The 19276-nt window shown below is 38.5% G+C and carries 16 protein-coding genes; 5 read left to right on the forward strand and 11 right to left on the reverse strand.

What is annotated here, in order from left to right; translation table 11 throughout:
• Positions 1-41: 41 nt before the first annotated feature.
• The 3 genes from N5852_RS01695 to N5852_RS01705 form a co-directional block, all read right to left on the reverse strand.
• The gene (locus tag N5852_RS01695; protein ID WP_262098645.1) at positions 42-1160 is read right to left on the reverse strand and encodes an FRG domain-containing protein; all 1119 of its coding nucleotides are present in this window, start codon (positions 1158-1160) and stop codon (positions 42-44) included.
• A gap of 857 nt (positions 1161-2017) precedes the next feature.
• Positions 2018-3271 (reverse strand): aminopeptidase, encoded by a 1254-nt coding sequence (locus N5852_RS01700; RefSeq protein ID WP_262098646.1) that lies wholly within the window; start codon positions 3269-3271, stop codon positions 2018-2020.
• 696 nt (positions 3272-3967) lie between these two features.
• On the reverse strand, positions 3968-4420 hold the full coding sequence (locus tag N5852_RS01705; protein ID WP_262098647.1) for a DUF2569 family protein: 453 nt from the start codon (positions 4418-4420) through the stop codon (positions 3968-3970).
• 378 nt (positions 4421-4798) lie between these two features.
• Between N5852_RS01705 and N5852_RS01710 the strand changes: the two genes are divergently transcribed.
• Positions 4799-5215 carry an ATP-binding cassette domain-containing protein gene (locus tag N5852_RS01710; protein ID WP_262098648.1) on the forward strand — a complete coding sequence of 139 codons (417 nt, stop codon included), beginning with the start codon at positions 4799-4801 and terminating at the stop codon, positions 5213-5215.
• 457 nt (positions 5216-5672) lie between these two features.
• Positions 5673-7517, forward strand: coding sequence for a hypothetical protein (locus tag N5852_RS01720; RefSeq protein WP_262098649.1), 1845 nt, complete (start codon positions 5673-5675; stop codon positions 7515-7517).
• Positions 7518-7773: 256 nt separating this feature from the next.
• Here the strand turns inward: N5852_RS01720 and N5852_RS01725 are convergent, their stop codons facing one another.
• Entirely contained in the window at positions 7774-7980 is a 207-nt protein-coding gene (locus N5852_RS01725) for a DUF1737 domain-containing protein (protein ID WP_262098650.1), read from the reverse strand.
• A 264-nt stretch (positions 7981-8244) separates the two neighbouring features.
• Between N5852_RS01725 and N5852_RS01730 the strand changes: the two genes are divergently transcribed.
• Complete coding sequence (locus tag N5852_RS01730) at positions 8245-8511, forward strand: DUF6460 domain-containing protein (RefSeq protein WP_262098651.1); 267 nt, start codon at positions 8245-8247, stop codon at positions 8509-8511.
• Between the two features lie 350 nt (positions 8512-8861).
• Here N5852_RS01730 and N5852_RS01735 read toward each other — a convergent pair whose 3' ends face one another.
• The gene (locus N5852_RS01735) at positions 8862-9590 is read right to left on the reverse strand and encodes an XRE family transcriptional regulator (protein WP_262098652.1); all 729 of its coding nucleotides are present in this window, start codon (positions 9588-9590) and stop codon (positions 8862-8864) included.
• Positions 9591-10009: 419 nt separating this feature from the next.
• Here N5852_RS01735 and N5852_RS01740 point away from each other — a divergent pair, with 419 nt between their 5' ends.
• Complete coding sequence (locus tag N5852_RS01740) at positions 10010-10642, forward strand: hypothetical protein (protein ID WP_262098653.1); 633 nt, start codon at positions 10010-10012, stop codon at positions 10640-10642.
• A gap of 324 nt (positions 10643-10966) precedes the next feature.
• Here N5852_RS01740 and N5852_RS01745 read toward each other — a convergent pair whose 3' ends face one another.
• Complete coding sequence (locus N5852_RS01745) at positions 10967-13321, reverse strand: membrane-bound PQQ-dependent dehydrogenase, glucose/quinate/shikimate family (protein WP_262098655.1); 2355 nt, start codon at positions 13319-13321, stop codon at positions 10967-10969.
• Between the two features lie 414 nt (positions 13322-13735).
• On the opposite strand from N5852_RS01745, the gene N5852_RS01750 reads away from it, so the two are divergent.
• Positions 13736-14188 carry a tetratricopeptide repeat protein gene (locus N5852_RS01750; protein ID WP_262098656.1) on the forward strand — a complete coding sequence of 151 codons (453 nt, stop codon included), beginning with the start codon at positions 13736-13738 and terminating at the stop codon, positions 14186-14188.
• Positions 14189-14356: 168 nt separating this feature from the next.
• Here the strand turns inward: N5852_RS01750 and fba are convergent, their stop codons facing one another.
• The 5 genes from fba to N5852_RS01775 form a co-directional block, all read right to left on the reverse strand.
• Positions 14357-15421, reverse strand: coding sequence for a class II fructose-bisphosphate aldolase (gene fba / locus N5852_RS01755; RefSeq protein ID WP_262098657.1), 1065 nt, complete (start codon positions 15419-15421; stop codon positions 14357-14359).
• A 12-nt stretch (positions 15422-15433) separates the two neighbouring features.
• Entirely contained in the window at positions 15434-16474 is a 1041-nt protein-coding gene (locus N5852_RS01760) for a class 1 fructose-bisphosphatase (RefSeq protein ID WP_262098658.1), read from the reverse strand.
• A 522-nt stretch (positions 16475-16996) separates the two neighbouring features.
• Positions 16997-17311: a hypothetical protein gene (locus tag N5852_RS01765; RefSeq protein ID WP_262098660.1), complete on the reverse strand. Its 315-nt coding sequence runs from the start codon at positions 17309-17311 to the stop codon at positions 16997-16999.
• A 330-nt stretch (positions 17312-17641) separates the two neighbouring features.
• The gene (locus N5852_RS01770; protein ID WP_262098661.1) at positions 17642-17956 is read right to left on the reverse strand and encodes a hypothetical protein; all 315 of its coding nucleotides are present in this window, start codon (positions 17954-17956) and stop codon (positions 17642-17644) included.
• A gap of 512 nt (positions 17957-18468) precedes the next feature.
• Positions 18469-19059: an ankyrin repeat domain-containing protein gene (locus N5852_RS01775; protein ID WP_262099656.1), complete on the reverse strand. Its 591-nt coding sequence runs from the start codon at positions 19057-19059 to the stop codon at positions 18469-18471.
• Positions 19060-19276: the final 217 nt, after the last annotated feature.

A 19276-nucleotide genomic window follows, 5' to 3' on the forward strand; every position in this document is an offset into this window, starting at 1 on the left:
TATGATAAAAATAAAAACGGCTGCTTCGGCAGCCGTTTTTATTATTTGATTGTTTCGTGAATAAAGCAGTGATCAATTTTTTCGGGACTAAAGCTTGCCTTAGCTGCCTCTGCAATATTATCAAGGCTTGGAAAAATTTTTTCTTTTGTAATGTCTTCTCTCTTAAGTAAGCGTTTAAATTCCGTTACATGTTCTTGGGGAAGAATAAACTTTCGCAAAATTCCATGTTTTTGATTGAATTTTTTAATTTCGTAATTGCATGGCAAAGGGAAAACATTGAGACCAGCAATAATTGCATCTTCGTAGCTTGGCCATCTACCTTCAGATGCATAATAGTTTTGCGCAAAATGCCAATTTATTGAGGTTAAAAGCCCTTCTTGCGCTCTAATATAAATATTTTCACGTCTATTAGCAAAAGTTGCATAAATAAGCAAAGGTATCATGGTCTTTTTGGGTCTTAAATCCCAATTGTCTTTGAATAAATGAGATAGGGACATTAGGTCTAAAGCAAATATGACAATATCATTTTGGCAAGATGTATCATTATAAGACGCAAAATAGCTTGCAATAAGCGGGTTTTCAGTCCAGTCTAACATCCGAGTTGGAATGTTATAATGCTGAGCCAAAGCTATGTCTTTGTCACTTGATGGATCAACTTTTGCTAAAACATATTTTTGCATGCCGCCGTCACTAATTTCCCTGCTAAAGATATTGAATGGGTGATGGTATTCATGGTAGCGGCTAAAAAATGTAACGTCTTCAAAGTTTGGGTGAACCGGATATGCATTTAACCAAGCGCGTCGTTTGAATTCGTTTAACAATGCAAATTCCATATGTACCCATGCACATGCTTCCATTTGATTTAATGATAATAATTGTGCTTCTGATAGTTTTTTGCGCCCCTTTAAAGATTGAAACTTTTCGTATTGTTTTTTTAGATATTCAATTTGTTTGAGTAGAGTTTTGAAATAGGGCTGATCATCACTATTGCGCCAGACTGATGGTATGAGAGACCAATTTGCATTACTTTGTCCACGAAACACCCAGTGTGGGTTTTTGCTATTGTGCCAAAGATCATTACTCTTGCGCATTATCTCTAAAAAAAGTTTCGGGCAATTAATAATTGTGCCGTGATCTTCATCTTGTATTTTATTTATCAATATTTTTTCCCCTTCCGCTTATGTAGGGAACAATACTCGCCGCAAAAGTAGTATGCAATAGAATTTAACCCTATATCAGAATAACCACTGACGGAGATGGATGGATTTGCCATTTTATAAAAAAATGCTAATATGCTGCATGTTATGCGCTGGAATTTATCATTTTCGACAGCGTGCTTTTAAAAAGGCTAATTTGTTTATCTAATACAATAAAAGACTTTTTAAGTGTGCCTTTTATTTCAGTGAAAGTTATCAGTTTTTACTTATAAAATCGCGAATATATAGCTTATGAGATTACGCATTTTACCTTTGGCGCGTTATGTGGGTAAATTTTTATCCGTGATCAATATTACTTATTGCTAACTGAGACTCGATCAACGTGTTTATCTTTACCGATTGATAGCGCCTGAGTTATTGATATCAAAAAATAGCTTTTGGTTTACGCCCCAAATTTTATTGCTCAAATGATCGCTTCTTTCATAAAATGAAGCGAGTTAGCATCGACTTTTATTGATCTATTGGGTTTTATTTGCCTAAAAATAAATGGCGATATAGGCTTTTTAATGAGGTAGCCTTTTTATGTCATATCACTGCAATAAATCTGTGCGATACATAAATTATCGGTGTTATTGTCATGGCTTTGACCACGGATGTACTGGCAAAGCCTGACAAAGGGTCGGGCACTCCATTTCCCGACCTTTGCTTTTTTAAGCGGATGATTTTTTCATCCGCTTTTTTTTGCGCATTTTGAAGCTTTTGTACAAAAATTTTAGCCAGTTTTGTTTGTCGATGTCGCACGGCAATACTCAACTTAAAAATGTTACTGCTTCAATAATCAAAAGGCGTGGTATAAATCTTTAAACATTAAAGGCCCATTCACCTTGGCGGAATACTGCAACGCGGCTACCATCTGGCTTTATGCCATCAATATCCATATCTTTGCCACCAATCATCCAGTCAATATGGATGAAGCTGCGATTGCCGCCAAGCTGCGCAATCTGCTCTGCGCTCAAAGATGCACCATCCTTAAAACATTTTGAATAGCATTGGCCCAGCGCAATATGACAAGCAGCATTCTCGTCAAATAAGGTATTATAAAACAATAAACCACTTGCAGAAATTGGTGAAGAATGAGGCACAAGCGCAACTTCACCTAAGTGACGGGCGCCTTCATCGGTATCAAGTACTCGATTTAAGACCTCTTCGCCCTTTGATGCCTTGGCTTCAACCACTTTACCATTTTCAAAACGCATGAAAATATCATCAATTAAACTACCTTGATGCGACAATGGCTTGGTAGAGCGTACATAACCATCAACCTTGCTATGATGAGGCGTTGTAAACACTTCTTCTGTTGGAATATTGGGGTTACAAATAATACCATTTTTTGCCATTGATGCACCGCCATGCCATTCATGCTCATCGGCAAGACCAACGGTTAGATCGGTTATGGCGCTTTTAAAATGCAGCGCAGCAAAATTTTGACCATTGAGCCATGAACTGCGAAGGCGTAAATTGGCATTATGACGTTGCCAAGCACCCACCGCATCTTCATTATCAACACGGCTTGCTTTAAAAATAGCCTCGGCCAATTGGTGGGTTGCTTCATCTTCGCTCAAATCTGGAAATACTACTTTTGCCCATGATGGATTAGGATAGGAAACAATATTCCAATTTACATCAAAACCGGCAATTTTTTCAAGCGCAGGTTGATAGGCAAGCGAGGTTGCTTTGTTAAGGCGCGATACTTTTTCAGGATCTTCATTGGAAAGCAATAGTGGATTATCACCAGCAATGGCAAGGCGGGCTGCGCCATTTTCAAAAGCTTTTGCCATGCCTTCATAAAGCCAACCGGCTGCGCGGTCAAAGCTTGCATCTTGGGCATTGTGAAAACGGGAAAGGCTTAAAACTTCATCACCAAAAAATGGTATTACGACACCGGCGCCCGCCTTATAGGCATGATGGGCAATGCGGCGTACCAAAGGCAATGCAGCGATCGGCGCCGTTAAGACAATGTCTTGTCCTTCTTTTAGACCAAGCCCAACCTTAACTGCAACTTCTGCCAAGCGGTCAAGCTTTGTTTCATCAATAATTGTCTTTGGTTTTTGCATGGAATTTGACCTCGTTTAATTTATAAATCATTCTACTAAATTACTAAAGCTAAGCTATATTATTTCTTAATTGGAATTAAGCCTATCACTAGTCGCTTTACAAATGTCTTAATGATGCGTGAAATTAGCGTATGAAAGTTTGCTTCACGCGTTTTGATTTCCATATATAGATTAGGAGAATTATATCTAAGGCCAAACTTAAAAAATTGGTAAAATATATGTTAAAAAAACGTATAAAAAATTCGATGTTAAAGATATAATCCAAGTTTTTCTCTTGGAATATACATCCTGCATCATAAATAATATTTCCAAGTAGAAATATTATGAACATATAAGGAAAATAGCTATATTTTTTGAAATAACCAATGGTGGCAATTAATAAAATAACATACAAAAATAATTGCAATGTAAAATCTACTTTAAATATAGAAAACGCAAACAATTTATCAGAAAAATCTATATTGTAAATGCCTATAATACTATCGATGCAAATGAATATAAAAAAGATGAGATAGAGCCCCACCCAATAAAGCGCTCCACCAATTTTTGGCGCACTATTTGGCTGTTTCTCAGCATTAATAGGATGACTACCCACGTTTTTTAATATCATAATGTTTCCTACTTAATCATAAAATGGGCTAAGTATATAAATTTATGCAAGACGTTTTTTATAAAATATTTGGTTTTATAAAATGACTAATTAATAAATGTATTTTTTACCCGTTTTGAAAGGGTAATATAGATAAGGAAGATGATATCCAAAGCTGTCCACAACCAATAAGTATAGGGGATAGTAGTATTAACATCAGAATAGCCATATTTTAAGATATACGTTACTTGCAATGCCCAAATAATATGATGACATATTTTATAGATTAAAAATGCACTAAAAAAGGAAGGGAAGTAACGCCTTTCTTTAATTAAGCCGATAAAAGCAATAGTCAACAAGATTTTTTCAAAAAAGAATGGTGCTTTAAAAACGGATTTTAAAAATTGAAATGCTCGATCAATATCAGATATATAAAGAATATCACGTAAGATGTTAAATACTTCGCCAACGACTAAATATGTTAAGTAAATGGCAACGATGTACAGCAAGCCACCAATGGTAGATTTATTGGTTGATTTAAATCCAGTTAACGCCTTCATCTCACCCCACTATAGCTTAGATAAAAATTATTTTAGCTATTTAATATGAAATATAGTTGAAATTTTATTGCATCAAGTTTTATCTTTTACAAGGTGGAAAATAAATATATTGTCTTATTGAAAACGGTTTTGCGTAAGTCCATTCATAAAACCAATTGAAATTTTCTTTTATTTTGCAACGATAAAATATACTGACATAGTTATGGTAATCATTTATCTTATGATAAAATGATCAAAATCGATATCAAATAAATATAGAAATATTTTAATTTAATTTTTTTATATTTGTATTTTACAATAAATTTTGTTTTATCAGTCAATTTACAATCAAAGCATTTACAATAAAAATAAGCGTATCTATAGGAAAGAGACCGGTTCGTGACACAATTTTTCTTGGACATATCGAATATATCGCTTAAGTTTGCCAAAGTTAACGCTTTAGATACTGCTTCTTTTTGTGCCAATAAAGGTGATGTCATTTGTCTTATAGGCCAATCGGGGTGTGGAAAACCGAGTTTGCTACGCGCAATTGCTGGTATTGAGCGCCCCGATAGCGGTTACATCAATATTAATGGCCGTGAAATTTCGGTGCCAAACTGCTTTATTGAGCCAGAAATGCGCGATATTGGTTTTATGTTTCAAGATTATGCTTTGTTTCCTCATTTAAATGTTATGGATAACATATTGTTTGGCTTAAAGCGTGCCGATAAAAATATTGCACGCCAACATTGTAAGCAAATTATTGAACGCCTTGGCCGCCCATCTTTATGGAGAAGCGGCGCGCGGCACCTATGAAGAAGCGTCGATCGCCGCACTCCTTATTGTGGTTATTGGAATATTACCTGTAATTATTCTATCGCGATTAGGGCGGATTAAATCTAATTTGTAAGGTGTAGTTTTGGTTGAGCGTGTTGGTTTAAAAAAAGTAAAATGATTTTTATTAACTTTTACTACGATTGTCGGGTTATTAAATTAAAATAGATTATTGATAGATATAAAGCCAATAGTCATTAAATATATATAATATAAGAAATATATAATATATAATAAAATTAAAAAATATCAAGCAGAAATATATGTGTATAAATTAATTATTATTGAATAATATTAAGCTATAAAGTAACAATTAGGTAAAGGTAACGGATTTTGCATTGATTTAAAATTAATTATATTTTAATTTTATGCATATCCGTTTCTTTTTCTGGGCTTAAAGCTTTCTTCTTTAATATATTTTTTGATGTGGGGTAGTAAAATGGCTATTGGAAATTTCTGGTCTGGTTGGAGTCTTAAATCTACTACAGGTACAAAGCAGATTGATGGCACTGATAATAATGATATTGTCAAGGTGTGGTCAAATGTAGAAAGTGCTGCAGGCGCTTCAACCAGCATTGATGTTGGCGATGGCAATGATAGTATTTTTGTGGGCGGCCGCTTAACTGGTCGTGGTTCAAACTCAATCACCGGTGGTGATGGCAATAAGCTTCTTAATGTTTGGGGCGGTCTTGATGCAACCAGTGGTGCTGAAAACAGCATCGTATTTGGCGATGGCAATCACGGTTTGACCTTCTTTTGGGGTATGAAAACGAATACTACAGGTAGCAACTCCATCAGCTTAGGTGATGGCACAGATGTTATTTCTATTTTAGGCAATGTGCAATCAAGCAATCTCAATAAAATTTCCGTTGGTGATGGCACAAAAACGCTTAAAATCACCGGCAGTGTTACTGCTGCAAGTGACGCATCTAATCTGTTTTCAATGGGTGAGGGTACTCATATTGCCAGCGTTTGGGGCAATGTTGATGCGGCAGCAAATGGCGTAAATTCCTTTGCATTTGGTGCAGGTAAAACAGTTTTATCTATTGGCGGTCGTCTTATTGCTAGTGGTTCAAACCGTATAACTGCTGGTAACGGCGATCATGTTTTGACCTTTGCACGTGGTGTAGAATCGCGCGCTGGTGGCGAAAATTCTGTAAAGCTTGGTGATGGCAATACGGTTTTAACCGTTGTAAACGGCGTTTATTCAAGTGGATTGAATGAATTTGTGATCGGCAATGGTGACCATGTTATAACAATTGCTGGTAACTTTACCGCAAATAATACCGGTACTAATAGTTTTACTGTAAATGGTGGCAAAACAGTTCTAACCATTGCAGGTCTTGTTGAAAGCTATCATCTTAACGATATTACAACCAGCACAGGCGATGATTTCTTAACCTTTGCTCGTGGTATGATTAGCCATCAAGATGGTATTAACAATATTAGCACTGGTGCGGGTAATGATACTTTACTTTTCACAAGCAAAGTGACCGCTGCTGGAACCAATCATATTGATACAGGCGATGGTGACGATAAGGTTGTTTTTGGCCGTGGGCTAGATGCGCAAAATGGCGGTAAAAATGAAGTGTTTACCGGTGAAGGGCATGATGTTGTCGAGATTTATGGCAATGTATTGGCTTCCGGAACTGGCTATAACCTTATTGATACAGGCGCAGGTAATGACCGTATTTCGCTTAATGGCTTTATTCAGCAGGGTGCGTTGCAAATTAATGCTGGCGAAGGTTATGATACATTAGAGCTTAACTCGCTCACTGTTGCTGGCTTTAATACCTACTACCAAACATGGCTAACCGACATGTTCAATACAGATGGAATGGCAAATAGCAATATTGATGTATTGCGCGTTGATTCTGTAAAATCATTTGGCTTTGCAAATCTTGATTGGCTTGGCACTTTGATTAATGAATTTAACGAAAGTCATGACAACCAGCTTGGCTTGGAAGTTGATATTAGTGGTTATGGTCGCAATATTAATGCTGGCAATCTGTTTAGTGATGATTTTAGCTCTGCAGTTACAGCACTTGACCTAACTGGTAACGGCAAAAATACATTAAGCTTTAACGGTTCGCTTTTTGATAATGGCTTTGATGATAAAAGTCTTAACATTAAGGGTGACGGTAGTGATGTTGTTAAACTTGATAATAGCTGGTCGCTTACTAATGGCAGCTATACCGATGGTGCAGGCGTTGTTTATAATGTCTATTCCCATGGGGACGAAAATCTACACATCCAAGCTGGCGTTAACGTAACAATCGTTTAAACTTTTGCTTTAAAATATTTACACCGCCTCTTACCTATAATTGGGCAAGAGGCGGTGTTTTTATTATCAGTCTTGTTTGCTTAGAAAATCTTAAGTCGCCCTTATCGATAATTATGCCTATTCAAAAATGCAGTTGAAAATTTGCTGTAAGAGTTGCTTATTGATAATGACACACTAATTTAACTGCAACGCTTATATCTTAGTCGTTGTAGTCATTATTTTAACTAAAGCGCACCTGCAAAGATGAAAAATAGTTTTAATATTGGCTAAGTTTCATATTTTCCGTATATTCAATGCCGTCAACTTCTTTAATTACGGCTTGCCCGCATTGCATAATGCCTGTTTCAGGATTGGCAGCATAAGTCGGGCTACCATAGAGCATCCAGCCATTATTGAGAGCCGCAGTCACTTTGTGACAAAAGCTTGCATCATCCGGCCCGGTTAAAAAGCGATATAATTTCATTATAGCTCTCCTTGAAAGTGGTCTAAATGAATATAGAGTAAAATTTTCCGCTTGCATAGATCATGAGTTTGAGCCAAAAAGTCGCTTTTAAAAAAGTGGCTGAACCATTTGTTTGTGACATGAGGCGTTCAAATTATATTTGTCTCATAGACTACAAAAAACAGCCTTGAAACCTCCATTTTTATAATCAATGATGTAAAGCTGATTTAACTTTTATGTAAAAATGCTTTATACTATTTAAAAAGCAATGGATAGGAATATGACATGGGCAGATGGTTGCAATCATTTTTGGGTGACACACCTGGTCGGGTTTTGGTAAAATTACTGATCTTCTCACTTATAATCGGTGCTCTACTCAATTTTTTTGGTTGGACGCCAGTTAATGTTTTTGAACGTCTTTGGGATACCCTTGTCCACTTATGGCACAGTGGTTTTTCTTCCGCTAGCCAATTGTTCAGTGTCATTTTTGTTGGGGCTGCCGTGGTGGTGCCGATTTTTATTATTATCCGTATTTTGAGTTTGCGGAAATAACGCCCAGTGCTGGTTTTAAAAAGGGTATGGCAGCAACAAAGTGTGGTGTGAATTGGCTAGGGTCAGGACCTATTAATTTGAACGAAATGGTATGAGTAAATTTTAGGGAGAACCCAAAGATTAAAGGTGAGAAGATCCGCCGAGAAATATGAATATTTTCAAGGATGTTCGACAAAGTTATAGCGAAAATTTACTTGTATGCTGAAAGGACACAAAAACAGCTGTAATCTACTGCGTCGTAAAGCTCAAATGGGTATACCACCCACTTCTCGCTTTCCTCGCCCTTTATATCAAAAATGTATATTTTGCTGTTTATTGTGCTTGTTTCTTTATATTAATAGGTCCTGACCCTAATCAATCACGCCAGCTAAAGCAATAAAATGCACCGATACAACCTTTGCATGAGGAAAGGCCAGTTCTTTCATTGGATTAAATTGCTCTAACACCAGTTCTTGTGCGTTATGGTGGATGAATTTTTTTATAAAAGCATGGGGGGCGTCATGATTTTTTATCATAACCTGTGCAACCACATAATCACCCTTTTTGACGCGTCGCGTGGGGTCAATAAAGGCAAGTTCGCCGTCTTCATAGCGCGGATACATAGAGTCCCCCGAAATCATAATGGCATAGGCATCTTCAACATCTTGTAGTTGCGGTGGGCACAGGACATCAAATAAAATAGTGCCATTCATTGGGAAATCGCCATCGATCCCGCCAACCGCTTGCCCATATACGGGTAGGCGCCGATTGCTAAATTTTATGCTCTTGATAATCTTCCCATTAGCCGGTTCAAGCAAGCCATTTTGATAGGAATTTGTAGCTTGGCTATTTGGGCTTTGTGCTAAATCATGGTTTTGTATGAGGAGTTCTTCCTCACCCTCACCGCTTATGAGCCAGTGAGCACGAGTTTGCAAGACATCGGCTATTTTTTCTAATGTATCAATACGCGGTGATAAGGATTTTCCCTCTCTTATATTGCGTAAAAAGGAATCGCTCAAGCCAGCTTCTAAGGAGGCTTTACGCTCGCTTTTGCCAAGTTTCTCAAGTCGCTGTTTTATTCGGCTGGCCAAATTACCCATAATATCCTCGGCTCACTTGATTTGGCTTTAAGGTATTTATATCTTATATAGCCGATTCGCATTTAAATATCTATAGTGTCCTAAAATGACATAAAATCAATTTATTATTGTAAAATAATATTGGTTTTATTTGAATGGGTTACGATTGATATCCACCGCGACTAACGATAAGCAATAAATTTACCTTGATTTTTACGATAAATTTACCTTATATTAAACCCATCGCCACTTATGATTTTAGATAAAATGAAGGTGACAAATTAATATTAAGCTTAATAGCTTCACGCCATACCAATAGTTTTAGCAAAATCGCCACTATTTCACTAATTTTACCCATGGTTTAAAAGACAAATGAACAATTCGCTTTAATAATCACTAGAACAAAACATGAACAAATTTAAAAATTGCGAGGGATTTCGATGAATCATACTATTTCAATTCATGTTAAAAAGCGTGGTCGCCCTAAAATAAAGGGCAAGCTGCGCGAGGCTAATGGCCGGGTCAGTCGTGCTAAAGAACCTGTGCAAAAATTGGCAATTGAAGCGCGTGCCAAGGCCCATAAAATTACAATCGAGCAAGCCAAAGATCCGCGTGCCCAAACCTATCTTGGCCGTTTATCTTTATTTGGTCGCGCCGGGGGTATCAGTGCAGATCAATATCAAGCAGCAACACGGTTTTTAGAAATACGCAATGATTATCGTCGCTCGCTTTTATCGCCGGGTGCTTATTATGAGGCGACGGGCATAAAGCTTGGCAGCGAAAACATGGAGGAATATACAGCTTGGGTGCAGCGGGCGCGCAGACGCTATAGTGCAGCATTAAAGGCCATCCAAGAGGCACAATTTGATAATGCCCATGAAAATCTTTATGCAGCAATCCAATATATTCTTATTGATGATAGGGAATTGCCGCATTTACTGGGTGCATTGAGGATGGTGCTGAATGCCTTACATCGCCATTTTGTCCGATTTGAGCCTAATTCGCGTAAAAATATTTGGGCTGGTTATATAAGTTTGGGTGAAATGAATACACTGACACAGAATAAAGATTAAGTTATTGCTTTATGATTAAAGCGCTTTTCGATCTGACTGAATCAGATCGGCGCTCTAATCCTTTGTTTACACCGCGTTTTTTTTCCGAAAACCGCTTCACACTTTTCGGAAAACGCTCTAAAGCCGCGCAACATCATGATAGAGACAAAACCTATCGCCTAACTCTAGCGAGTAATCGCAGGCGTTTTACAAAAATCGCAATGATTTTGTTTTTTAATTGTCTTTGAAATAAATTTTATCTTTTGGCAAATATAAAAATTATAAAGCCCCACATAGAAAACTATGTAGGGCTTTAATATTCAAACGCGTTTTATAGTAAAAAGCTTAAGGCTCAAGCGTATAGGCAAGAATGGAATCACCCATTGGGCTACCCATTGAACCATGACCACCAGCTGCAACAAGGATATATTGTTTACCATCAGCGCCGCGATAGCTCATTGGCGTTGATTGGCCGCCAGCAGGCAGACGTGTTTCCCATAGCAATTTGCCAGTTTTTAATTCATAGGCTCTAAAGCCACTATCGGCAGTGCCAGCCATAAAGACTATACCACCAGCAGTAATTAATGGGCCGCCAAGGCTGATTGTGCCCATTTCAAGAGGAATTGGGAAGCGCTGCCCAGCAAATTCTTGCCCCTCTACGCTGCCATTCCTTTGCTGCCATGCAGTTTTACCACTTGCAAGATCAACACCAACACGCAATCCCCAAGGCGGTGATTGGCATGGAATACCAAGTGGGGATAAAAATGCATTGAGTTTTACTGCAAAAGGGCCACCAAGATTTTCGCCCGATGGCTTAGGACCGGTTGATACCATTCGCTCGTCGGCATTTTGTGGGAAATCTGGACGTGGATAGACACTAAAGCGGAATGCCATATTGACCGGCGTACCGAAAAGATATTGGTTTTCCGGATCAACGGCAACACTGCCCCAATTGAAAATACCTGTATTGCCTGGATAGATAATTGAACCCTCAAGGCTTGGCGGTGTGAATGGATTACGATCATACCGGCTTTGGCGATAGGTTATCCGACAAAGCATTTGGTCAATGGGTGTAATACCCCACATGTCTTTTTCTTCAAGGACGGGTGGAATAAAATTCAATGCTGATATTGGCTGAGTTCCAGCTGGGGTTTCTTGCTTAATATCAGATTTATCAGACACTTTTTCTTCATGGACTGGGTAAATCGGCGTGCCATCACGGCGATCAAGCACCCAAAGATTACCACCTTTGGTTGGCACAATGATTGCTGGTGCGTTTTTGCCCTGATAATCTAAATCAAGCAGCACTGGCTGTGAGGGCAGGTCTCTATCCCATAAATCGTGATTTATGCTTTTGAAGCTCCAGCGCAGTTCGCCGGTTTTAACGTCAAGCGCAACTAGCGCCGCGGTAAATTTTTCCACTTCAGCGGACCGTTTTGCACCAAATTGGTCAGGTGATTTATTACCAAGCGGTACATAAACTAAGCCCAATTCATCATCGGCCGCCATGACGGTCCAAGCATTGGGAGAGCCAGGCTCATAAGTGGCATCGCCCTCAAGCGGTTTGGTTTCATTTGGTTTTTGTGCATCCCATTTCCAAACCAATTGGCCATTATGCACGTCATAAGCGCGGATGACACCCGATGGATTGTCAACATAATAATTATCGGCAATTGCACCGCCAATAATTGCTAAATCATGCGAGATAACAGCAGGGGATGTCATCATAAAAGTGTCGGGATTTTGATTAGGTTGATGTTCCATCAAATTAACAAAACCATTATTGCCAAAATCGCTACAAATTTCGCCATTGTCTGCATTAACTGCAAACATACGGGCATCACCCGTGGTGGCGATGATGCGGCGCGGACAATGATTGCCTTCAACCAATTGCTTGTCTTCGTGATAAGAAACACCACGACAGGTCTGGTGCTCGTAAACGACACTGCCTTTAACGCGAGGATCATAACGCCATTTAAGTTTTCCCGTTACGGGATCAAGGGCTTCAACTATATTATGCGGTGTACAGCTATAAATAGTATTATTGACCTTTAACGGATTAACCTCAAACGTATATTCGCTTGAATCATCCTTGCCTTGAAAGTCGCCGGTGTGGTGTTCCCAAGCCAATTTTAACTTACCAACATTGCTGGTATCAATATCTTTTAAGGTTGAATAGCGTTGGCCAAGATTGCTACCGCCATAGGCTACCCAATCATCTCCAGCCATGCGGCTTGGATCAATAGTGCTGGCAATTTTTTCATTTTGTGGCAGTTCGCCGTCAAAAGTGGCGGGGTCAATAAACCACGATACAACTGCCAATAGAATAATCACCAAAAGAGATCCACCTAAAAGCCTTGATGCTGGCTTGGTATTTTGGCTATTATTTTTTATTGGTCGTGACACGAAAGGCAGGCACAACCATAGTCCAAGCAACACGAGAATAACGCCGCGTGGAATCCATTGCCATTTATCAAAACCGACTTCATAAAGGGTCCAGATAAAAGTTAAAATAAGAGTAAATGCATAGATCCAAAGACCACTTGCTTTTTTGCGCAAAAGCAAGAAGCCGCTGACTATAAGGCCAAGCCCCATAATAATATAAAAAGGTGAGCCACCAACCATAGTTAGCTGAACGCCCAATGCGGCGACAGCTAAACCAAATAGCAGGATCACCAAACCAGTGATAATAAGTAGCACGCTATTCTCCTAAAACTGAAATTCAGTAAAAACACGATATAGACAGTGGCGATTCTGTCAATAAAGAGTTGAGAATAAACAACTTTTTGTGATTGATTTTAAAATTAGAATAAATAAAACAGCGTCCTTCGTTAATACACTTGTGCGTAATGTCCTGTGCTTGCTGCTGCTTTTTTAAACGCTAAGTTGCAGTCTTAAGTCTGACAATATTTATCTTTGTAATCCACGGTGTTATGCAGGCAATTTATAAAGGCGATTTGTTCAATTGCAATAAATCGCGATTATACGAAAAGATTTGCTGTAGTTTGATATTTCATAACGCCATAAAATGGGTTAGAGTTGAAACGCTACCTACCACTACGTCCCACCATTATGGCGTAATATTACAAGGTTGCCAGAAAAGGATTTAAAGATATGACAATTGATGAACAAGACGAATTGCCTGATGAAATCTTTGATCAAATAGCTGACTTGTCGGAAGATGGTGAAGATCTTTTTGAAAATGGCGATTTTGAAGAAGCTATCGCAAAATGGAACGATGCATTAGCCTTACTTCCAGAACCTAAAATTAAATGGGACGCTGCTTTGTGGCTTTATACCGCCCTTGGCGATGGTTATCGCAATATTGGCGATTTTGACAAAGCCTTGGTTGCATTTAATGAGGCTTATGAAAGTGTCGATGGATCAACCAATCCTTATGTGCTTTATTCAATTGGGGCAACTCTTTACGATCTTGATCGCAAAGATGAATCGGTGGTACCATTGTTGAAAGCCTATGAGATGGAAGGCGATGAAATTTTTGAAGAAGAGGGCGAGGTTTATCTCACTTTTCTTGACGAAAAAGGTTTGTTAGACGATCCTGAATGATTTTAAAATAATACGATCTGAAACAGGTTGCTTTATTTCTAGCAAATTATGAAGTCGTTTTTTAAAATTGTAATAAAGCAAAATAAAACAATATCTTACACAGTCGCAAAAAATATTAATAAAAAAGGGGCTAAAAATAGCCCCTTTTTGTTGTGTTTTGATAAAGTATTAAGATGCGACGGGATCAAGCTTGCCGTCTTTATAAAGCTTTGCCATTTCAGCAAGTGGTAATGGCTTAATCGCGCTGGCGTGACCTGCGGTGCCAAATTCTTCAAAGCGTTGTTTGCAAAGCTTGGTAACCGCTTCACGAGCTGGTGCCAAATATTTACGTGGATCAAATTCTGATGGATTTTCAGCAAAAACGCGGCGGATCTGACCAGTAATTGCCATGCGGCAATCGGTGTCAATGTTAATTTTGCGCACGCCATGGCGAATACCGCGTTGGATTTCTTCCACTGGCACGCCCCAAGTTGGCTTAATATCGCCACCATATTGGTTGATGATGTCTTGCAATTCTTGTGGGACGGATGAAGAACCATGCATCACCAAATGGGTGTTTGGCAGTTTACGATGGATTTCCTCAATAACGCTCATTGCCAAAACATTGCCATCAGGCTTACGGGTAAACTTATAAGCACCATGGCTAGTACCCATAGCAACCGCCAAAGCATCAACTTTGGTTTCAAGCACAAATTTGACTGCTTCATCAGGATTAGTTAATAATTGGTCATGGCTTAGAACGCCTTCAGCGCCGTGGCCATCTTCAGCTTCGCCTTGGCCTGTTTCAAGTGAGCCAAGCACACCAAGTTCACCTTCAACCGAAGCGCCGCCATAATGGGCCATGGTTGAAACCTGTTTGGTCACACCCACATTATAATCCCAATCAGCAGGTGTTTTGCCATCTTCTTTAAGGGAACCATCCATCATCACCGATGTAAAACCATTTTGTAGTGCTGTCATGCAGGTGGCTGGGCCATTACCATGGTCAAGATGCACGCAAACTGGAATATGAGGGAAAATTTCAACCACTGCATCCATCATATGGCGCAGCATAATGTCATGGGCATAAGCGCGCGCGCCGCGCGATGCTTGAATGATAACTGGTGAATTGGTCGCATGGGCAGCTTCCATAACAGCAAGTGCCTGTTCCATATTATTAATATTAAACGCTGGAACGCCATAATCATGCTCTGCTGCATGATCAAGCAATTGGCGAAGGGTAATACGGGCCATGAAAAATTCTCCTCATTCGAGATTTTGGGTTAAAGTGTGATAGGCTTTGATTGTATCAACTTCATTAGCTGCACCAAAAATGAGTGGTGTGCGAGCATGATGACTGGCTGGTACAATGTCAAGAATATCTTGCATACCATCTGTAGCTTTGCCTTTGGCGGCTTCACAAAGAAATGCAATGGGAAATGCTTCGTAAATTAGTCTTAGACGGCCATTTTCATAGCCTTTGCGTTGGTCATTGACATAAAAAAACAGGCCGCCACGTTGAAAAATACGGTGGAGTTCGCCAACTGCAGCACCAAGCCAACGCATGTTGAAGTCTTTGCCACGCGGCCCAACCTTACCTTGTTGGACATCATCAACATATTGACGCATTGGCGGAAAAAGATGGCGATAAACTGAAGCATTATAGGCAAGGTCGGTTGTTTCGGGGCTAAGAGTAACATTTTCTTGTAAAATATAAAAAATGCCGCTTTGTGGCTCCATTGCACCTAAAATGAGCCCATCGCCTACCGATAGAGCAAAATCAATGCTATGGCCATAGGAGATATAGCCAGCAGCCACTTGTTCGCTGCCCTTTACTAAAAATGGATCATGACTATAGGAATTTGGAAAAATCGAAAAAAACGTGCCAATTGGCGCCCCGATACCAACATTGCCAGAACCATCAAGCGGATCAAAAGCAACGGCAAAATCACCACCATCGGGATTGCTTATAACATCTTCTGATTCTTCCGATAAAAGCTTGCCAGCTCCTGCTTCTAATAGCAGCTCGGAAAACAAATAATGCGAGCCAACATCAATGCTCTTTTGTAAGTCGCCATCGCTATTGGAGCCAACAAGACGCCCTGGATCACCATAAAGATGGCCGCCAGCCACACGCTTTGAAAGCTTGAAAGCGCCATGACAAATAGCCTCGATCAGCTTTACAATAGCTATTTTTGCGCCATCGCCATGCATCCATTGGGTTAAATAAGTTTCAAGGCGCATAAAATCTATGGTTTCGTCATCGCCAATTAGCTTTAGCCTTTCAGCATCATGATGGTTTTTCATTTAAACAGTCTCACAGATTTCATGTCTCATATCAATGAAACAATATTTAGCAGCATTACTGTAATTCAATAGCACGTTGGCCATAAAAGCAATAGGTCAAACTGTCATTATGGTAATAAATAGTTTTATTGTACAGCTTGCTACCAACCTATTGTTGCAAGGTCATATCTACTTCAATGGTAGTAACTTTATCTCTTGATGTTGTTAATAAAAAAGCAAAGGAAACGCTATTTTTGTAAATATCTCAATATCTTAAATACTGGCATGAATACCAACTGATAGCCTTAATAGTGACCATTGCAATAAAATGTTTAACAATGCGAATTGGTTTCACTATTGTTTCTGTGCGGTAAAATAATTAGTCATTAGTTTTGATTGGCATCTATGCCTCTAAAATAGGTAGGCTTAAAGCAACCAATAGGCTCACACTTTAACGTTTTTGATGTTGATCTAACTTTAAGAATAATTTTTGCAGCGAGGCTCAATTGCGTTAACATCCAATGAGAGCATAAAATATCTTTTTTATTGTTTTATATTATATTCTGCGGCACAATAATTAATCCACTTTTGTATACGACTATTTTTGCTTTTTTCAGATAATTGGCCACTCAGTTCTATGCTGTAAGCAGTAATGTCGTCTTTTTTGATGGAATGGTCCAATTTTACCCTGTTATAAACACATTGATTATATTTGTTGCACAATGAAGTATTCTGTTGGCACCCTTTGTCAAGAAGATGAGCTAAAGAAACAACCCTTAGGATGCGATCGGCATCTAATGCACATGCGCTGCAAATCAATAAACTTCCAATAAATAGCATGTGCAATTTTTTACGCATAATATTTCCTTTAAATGATTTGAATAAAAGCCAAGCATTGATGGAACTGGATCGTGTTTATCACGCCTTGTTTTTTTAAACTTCGGTATTGCTTTTTGTAACTATATAATGCCACCTTAAAGTGGCTATACTTTGTAAATTATAATATTAATCGGTTTCTTTAATAAAAAAATTAAGTGTTTTGTTAATTGTCCGCTATTGGTATTTGGATTTCGATAATCCATTTATATATTATTACTATTTTTCACATAGTAATAATTTTGGCTTTGTCACATATCTATGAAGGAAAGTCATTTGGGTTAACATCCAATGAGACCATAAAACCTCTTTTTATTGTTTTATATTATATTTTGCGGCACAATAATTAATCCACTTTTGTATACGACTATTTTTGCTTTTTTCAGATAATTGGCCACTCAGTTCTATGCTGTAAGCAGTAATGTCGTCTTTTTTGATGGAACGGTCGGAATTTACCTTGTAATACACACATTGATTATATTCGTTGCACATCGAAGTATGCTGATGGCACCCCTTGCTAAGGTTAGAAGCTAAAACAACAGCCCTTATGGGGCGATCGACATCTAATGCACATGCGCTGCAAATCAATAAACTTCCAATAAATAGCATGTGCAATATTTTACCCATAATATTTCCTTAAAGTGATTTGAATAAAAGCCAAGCATTGATATAGTTAGATCTTGTTTATCACGCCTTGTTTTTTAAACTTCGGTATTGCTTTTTTATAAATATATAATGCCACCTTAAAGTGGCTATACTTTGTCAATTATAATGTTAATCGGTTTTTTAATAAAAAATTTAAGCGTTTTGTTGATTTACTGCTGTTGGTATTCGGATTTTGATAATATATTTATATATTATTGCAATTTTTTACATATTAATAATTTTGGCTTTGTCACATATCTATGAAGGAAAGTCATTTGGACTATATTTCTTGTGCATCGGGAAATATATCATCAAGCATGTTGTCCTATCGTTTATCGAAATTACTCGGGCCAATCGACTAATTTTGGCGATCATCAAATTCAAATAACATTTTATTCGATTGCCGCTTTTATGGATAGCAGTTTTACATTTAATCCATGGCTTATCGCCTTCAAGCCGCGTAATGTCTTGAAGGCTGTGAAATAGATGAAGTTTTACCCTTTGGCTTTTTCAAGAATGGCGACAATGTCCTTTTGGCCTTTTTGTTTTGCATGATCTAAGGCGGTGACACCATTTTTATCAGCAATTTTTGCATCTGCGCCATGATCTAATAAAATCTTGGTAATTTCGACATAATTTTTGCTACCATCGCCAAGAATGACCGTTTCTAGCAATGCCGTCCAACCAAGATTATTGACGTGATTGACATCAACGCCTGCTTCCAGCAAAGCTTTTACCGTTTCAACATGGCCGCGCTCACAGGCAGGAATAAGCGCTGTTCCGCCATAGCGATTAAGACTTTCCACATCTGCGCCATGCTCAAGGGTTAGGCGCAATATTTCTAAATGCCCACGTGCACCAGCATAAAGATAAGCACTATCTTGAATTTTATCCTTAGCATTGACGTCTGCGCCTGCCAAAATAAGTAGGCGAGCAATGTCAATGTCATTATTCCGCGTGGCAATTAATAAAGGGGTTGCGCCATCACTATCACGTGTTTCGATCGAAGCACCAAATTTTATCAATGCTTCAACATCGGTTTTATCGTTTTTTTGGACAGCTTCAATAAGCTGTTGCTCTTTAATTTTTTGACTTCTTGCCATAGCTGATCCTCCTAAAGCGATTGACATAATACCAAGCCCTAGACCTAAAGCTTTCACCATATTCTTGACCATTTTAAAATTTCTCCTCGCAACATTAAAATTTAAGAATATAGCATGGATGTAAATTGCCGATAGTCTACAGATTATAGACAGTTTGTTTGTCAAATGAATGACAAAGCCGCATTTTAACAAAGTCTAT

Source organism: Bartonella sp. HY328, from assembly GCF_025449335.1.
In the GTDB taxonomy this organism is placed as follows: domain Bacteria; phylum Pseudomonadota; class Alphaproteobacteria; order Rhizobiales; family Rhizobiaceae; genus HY038.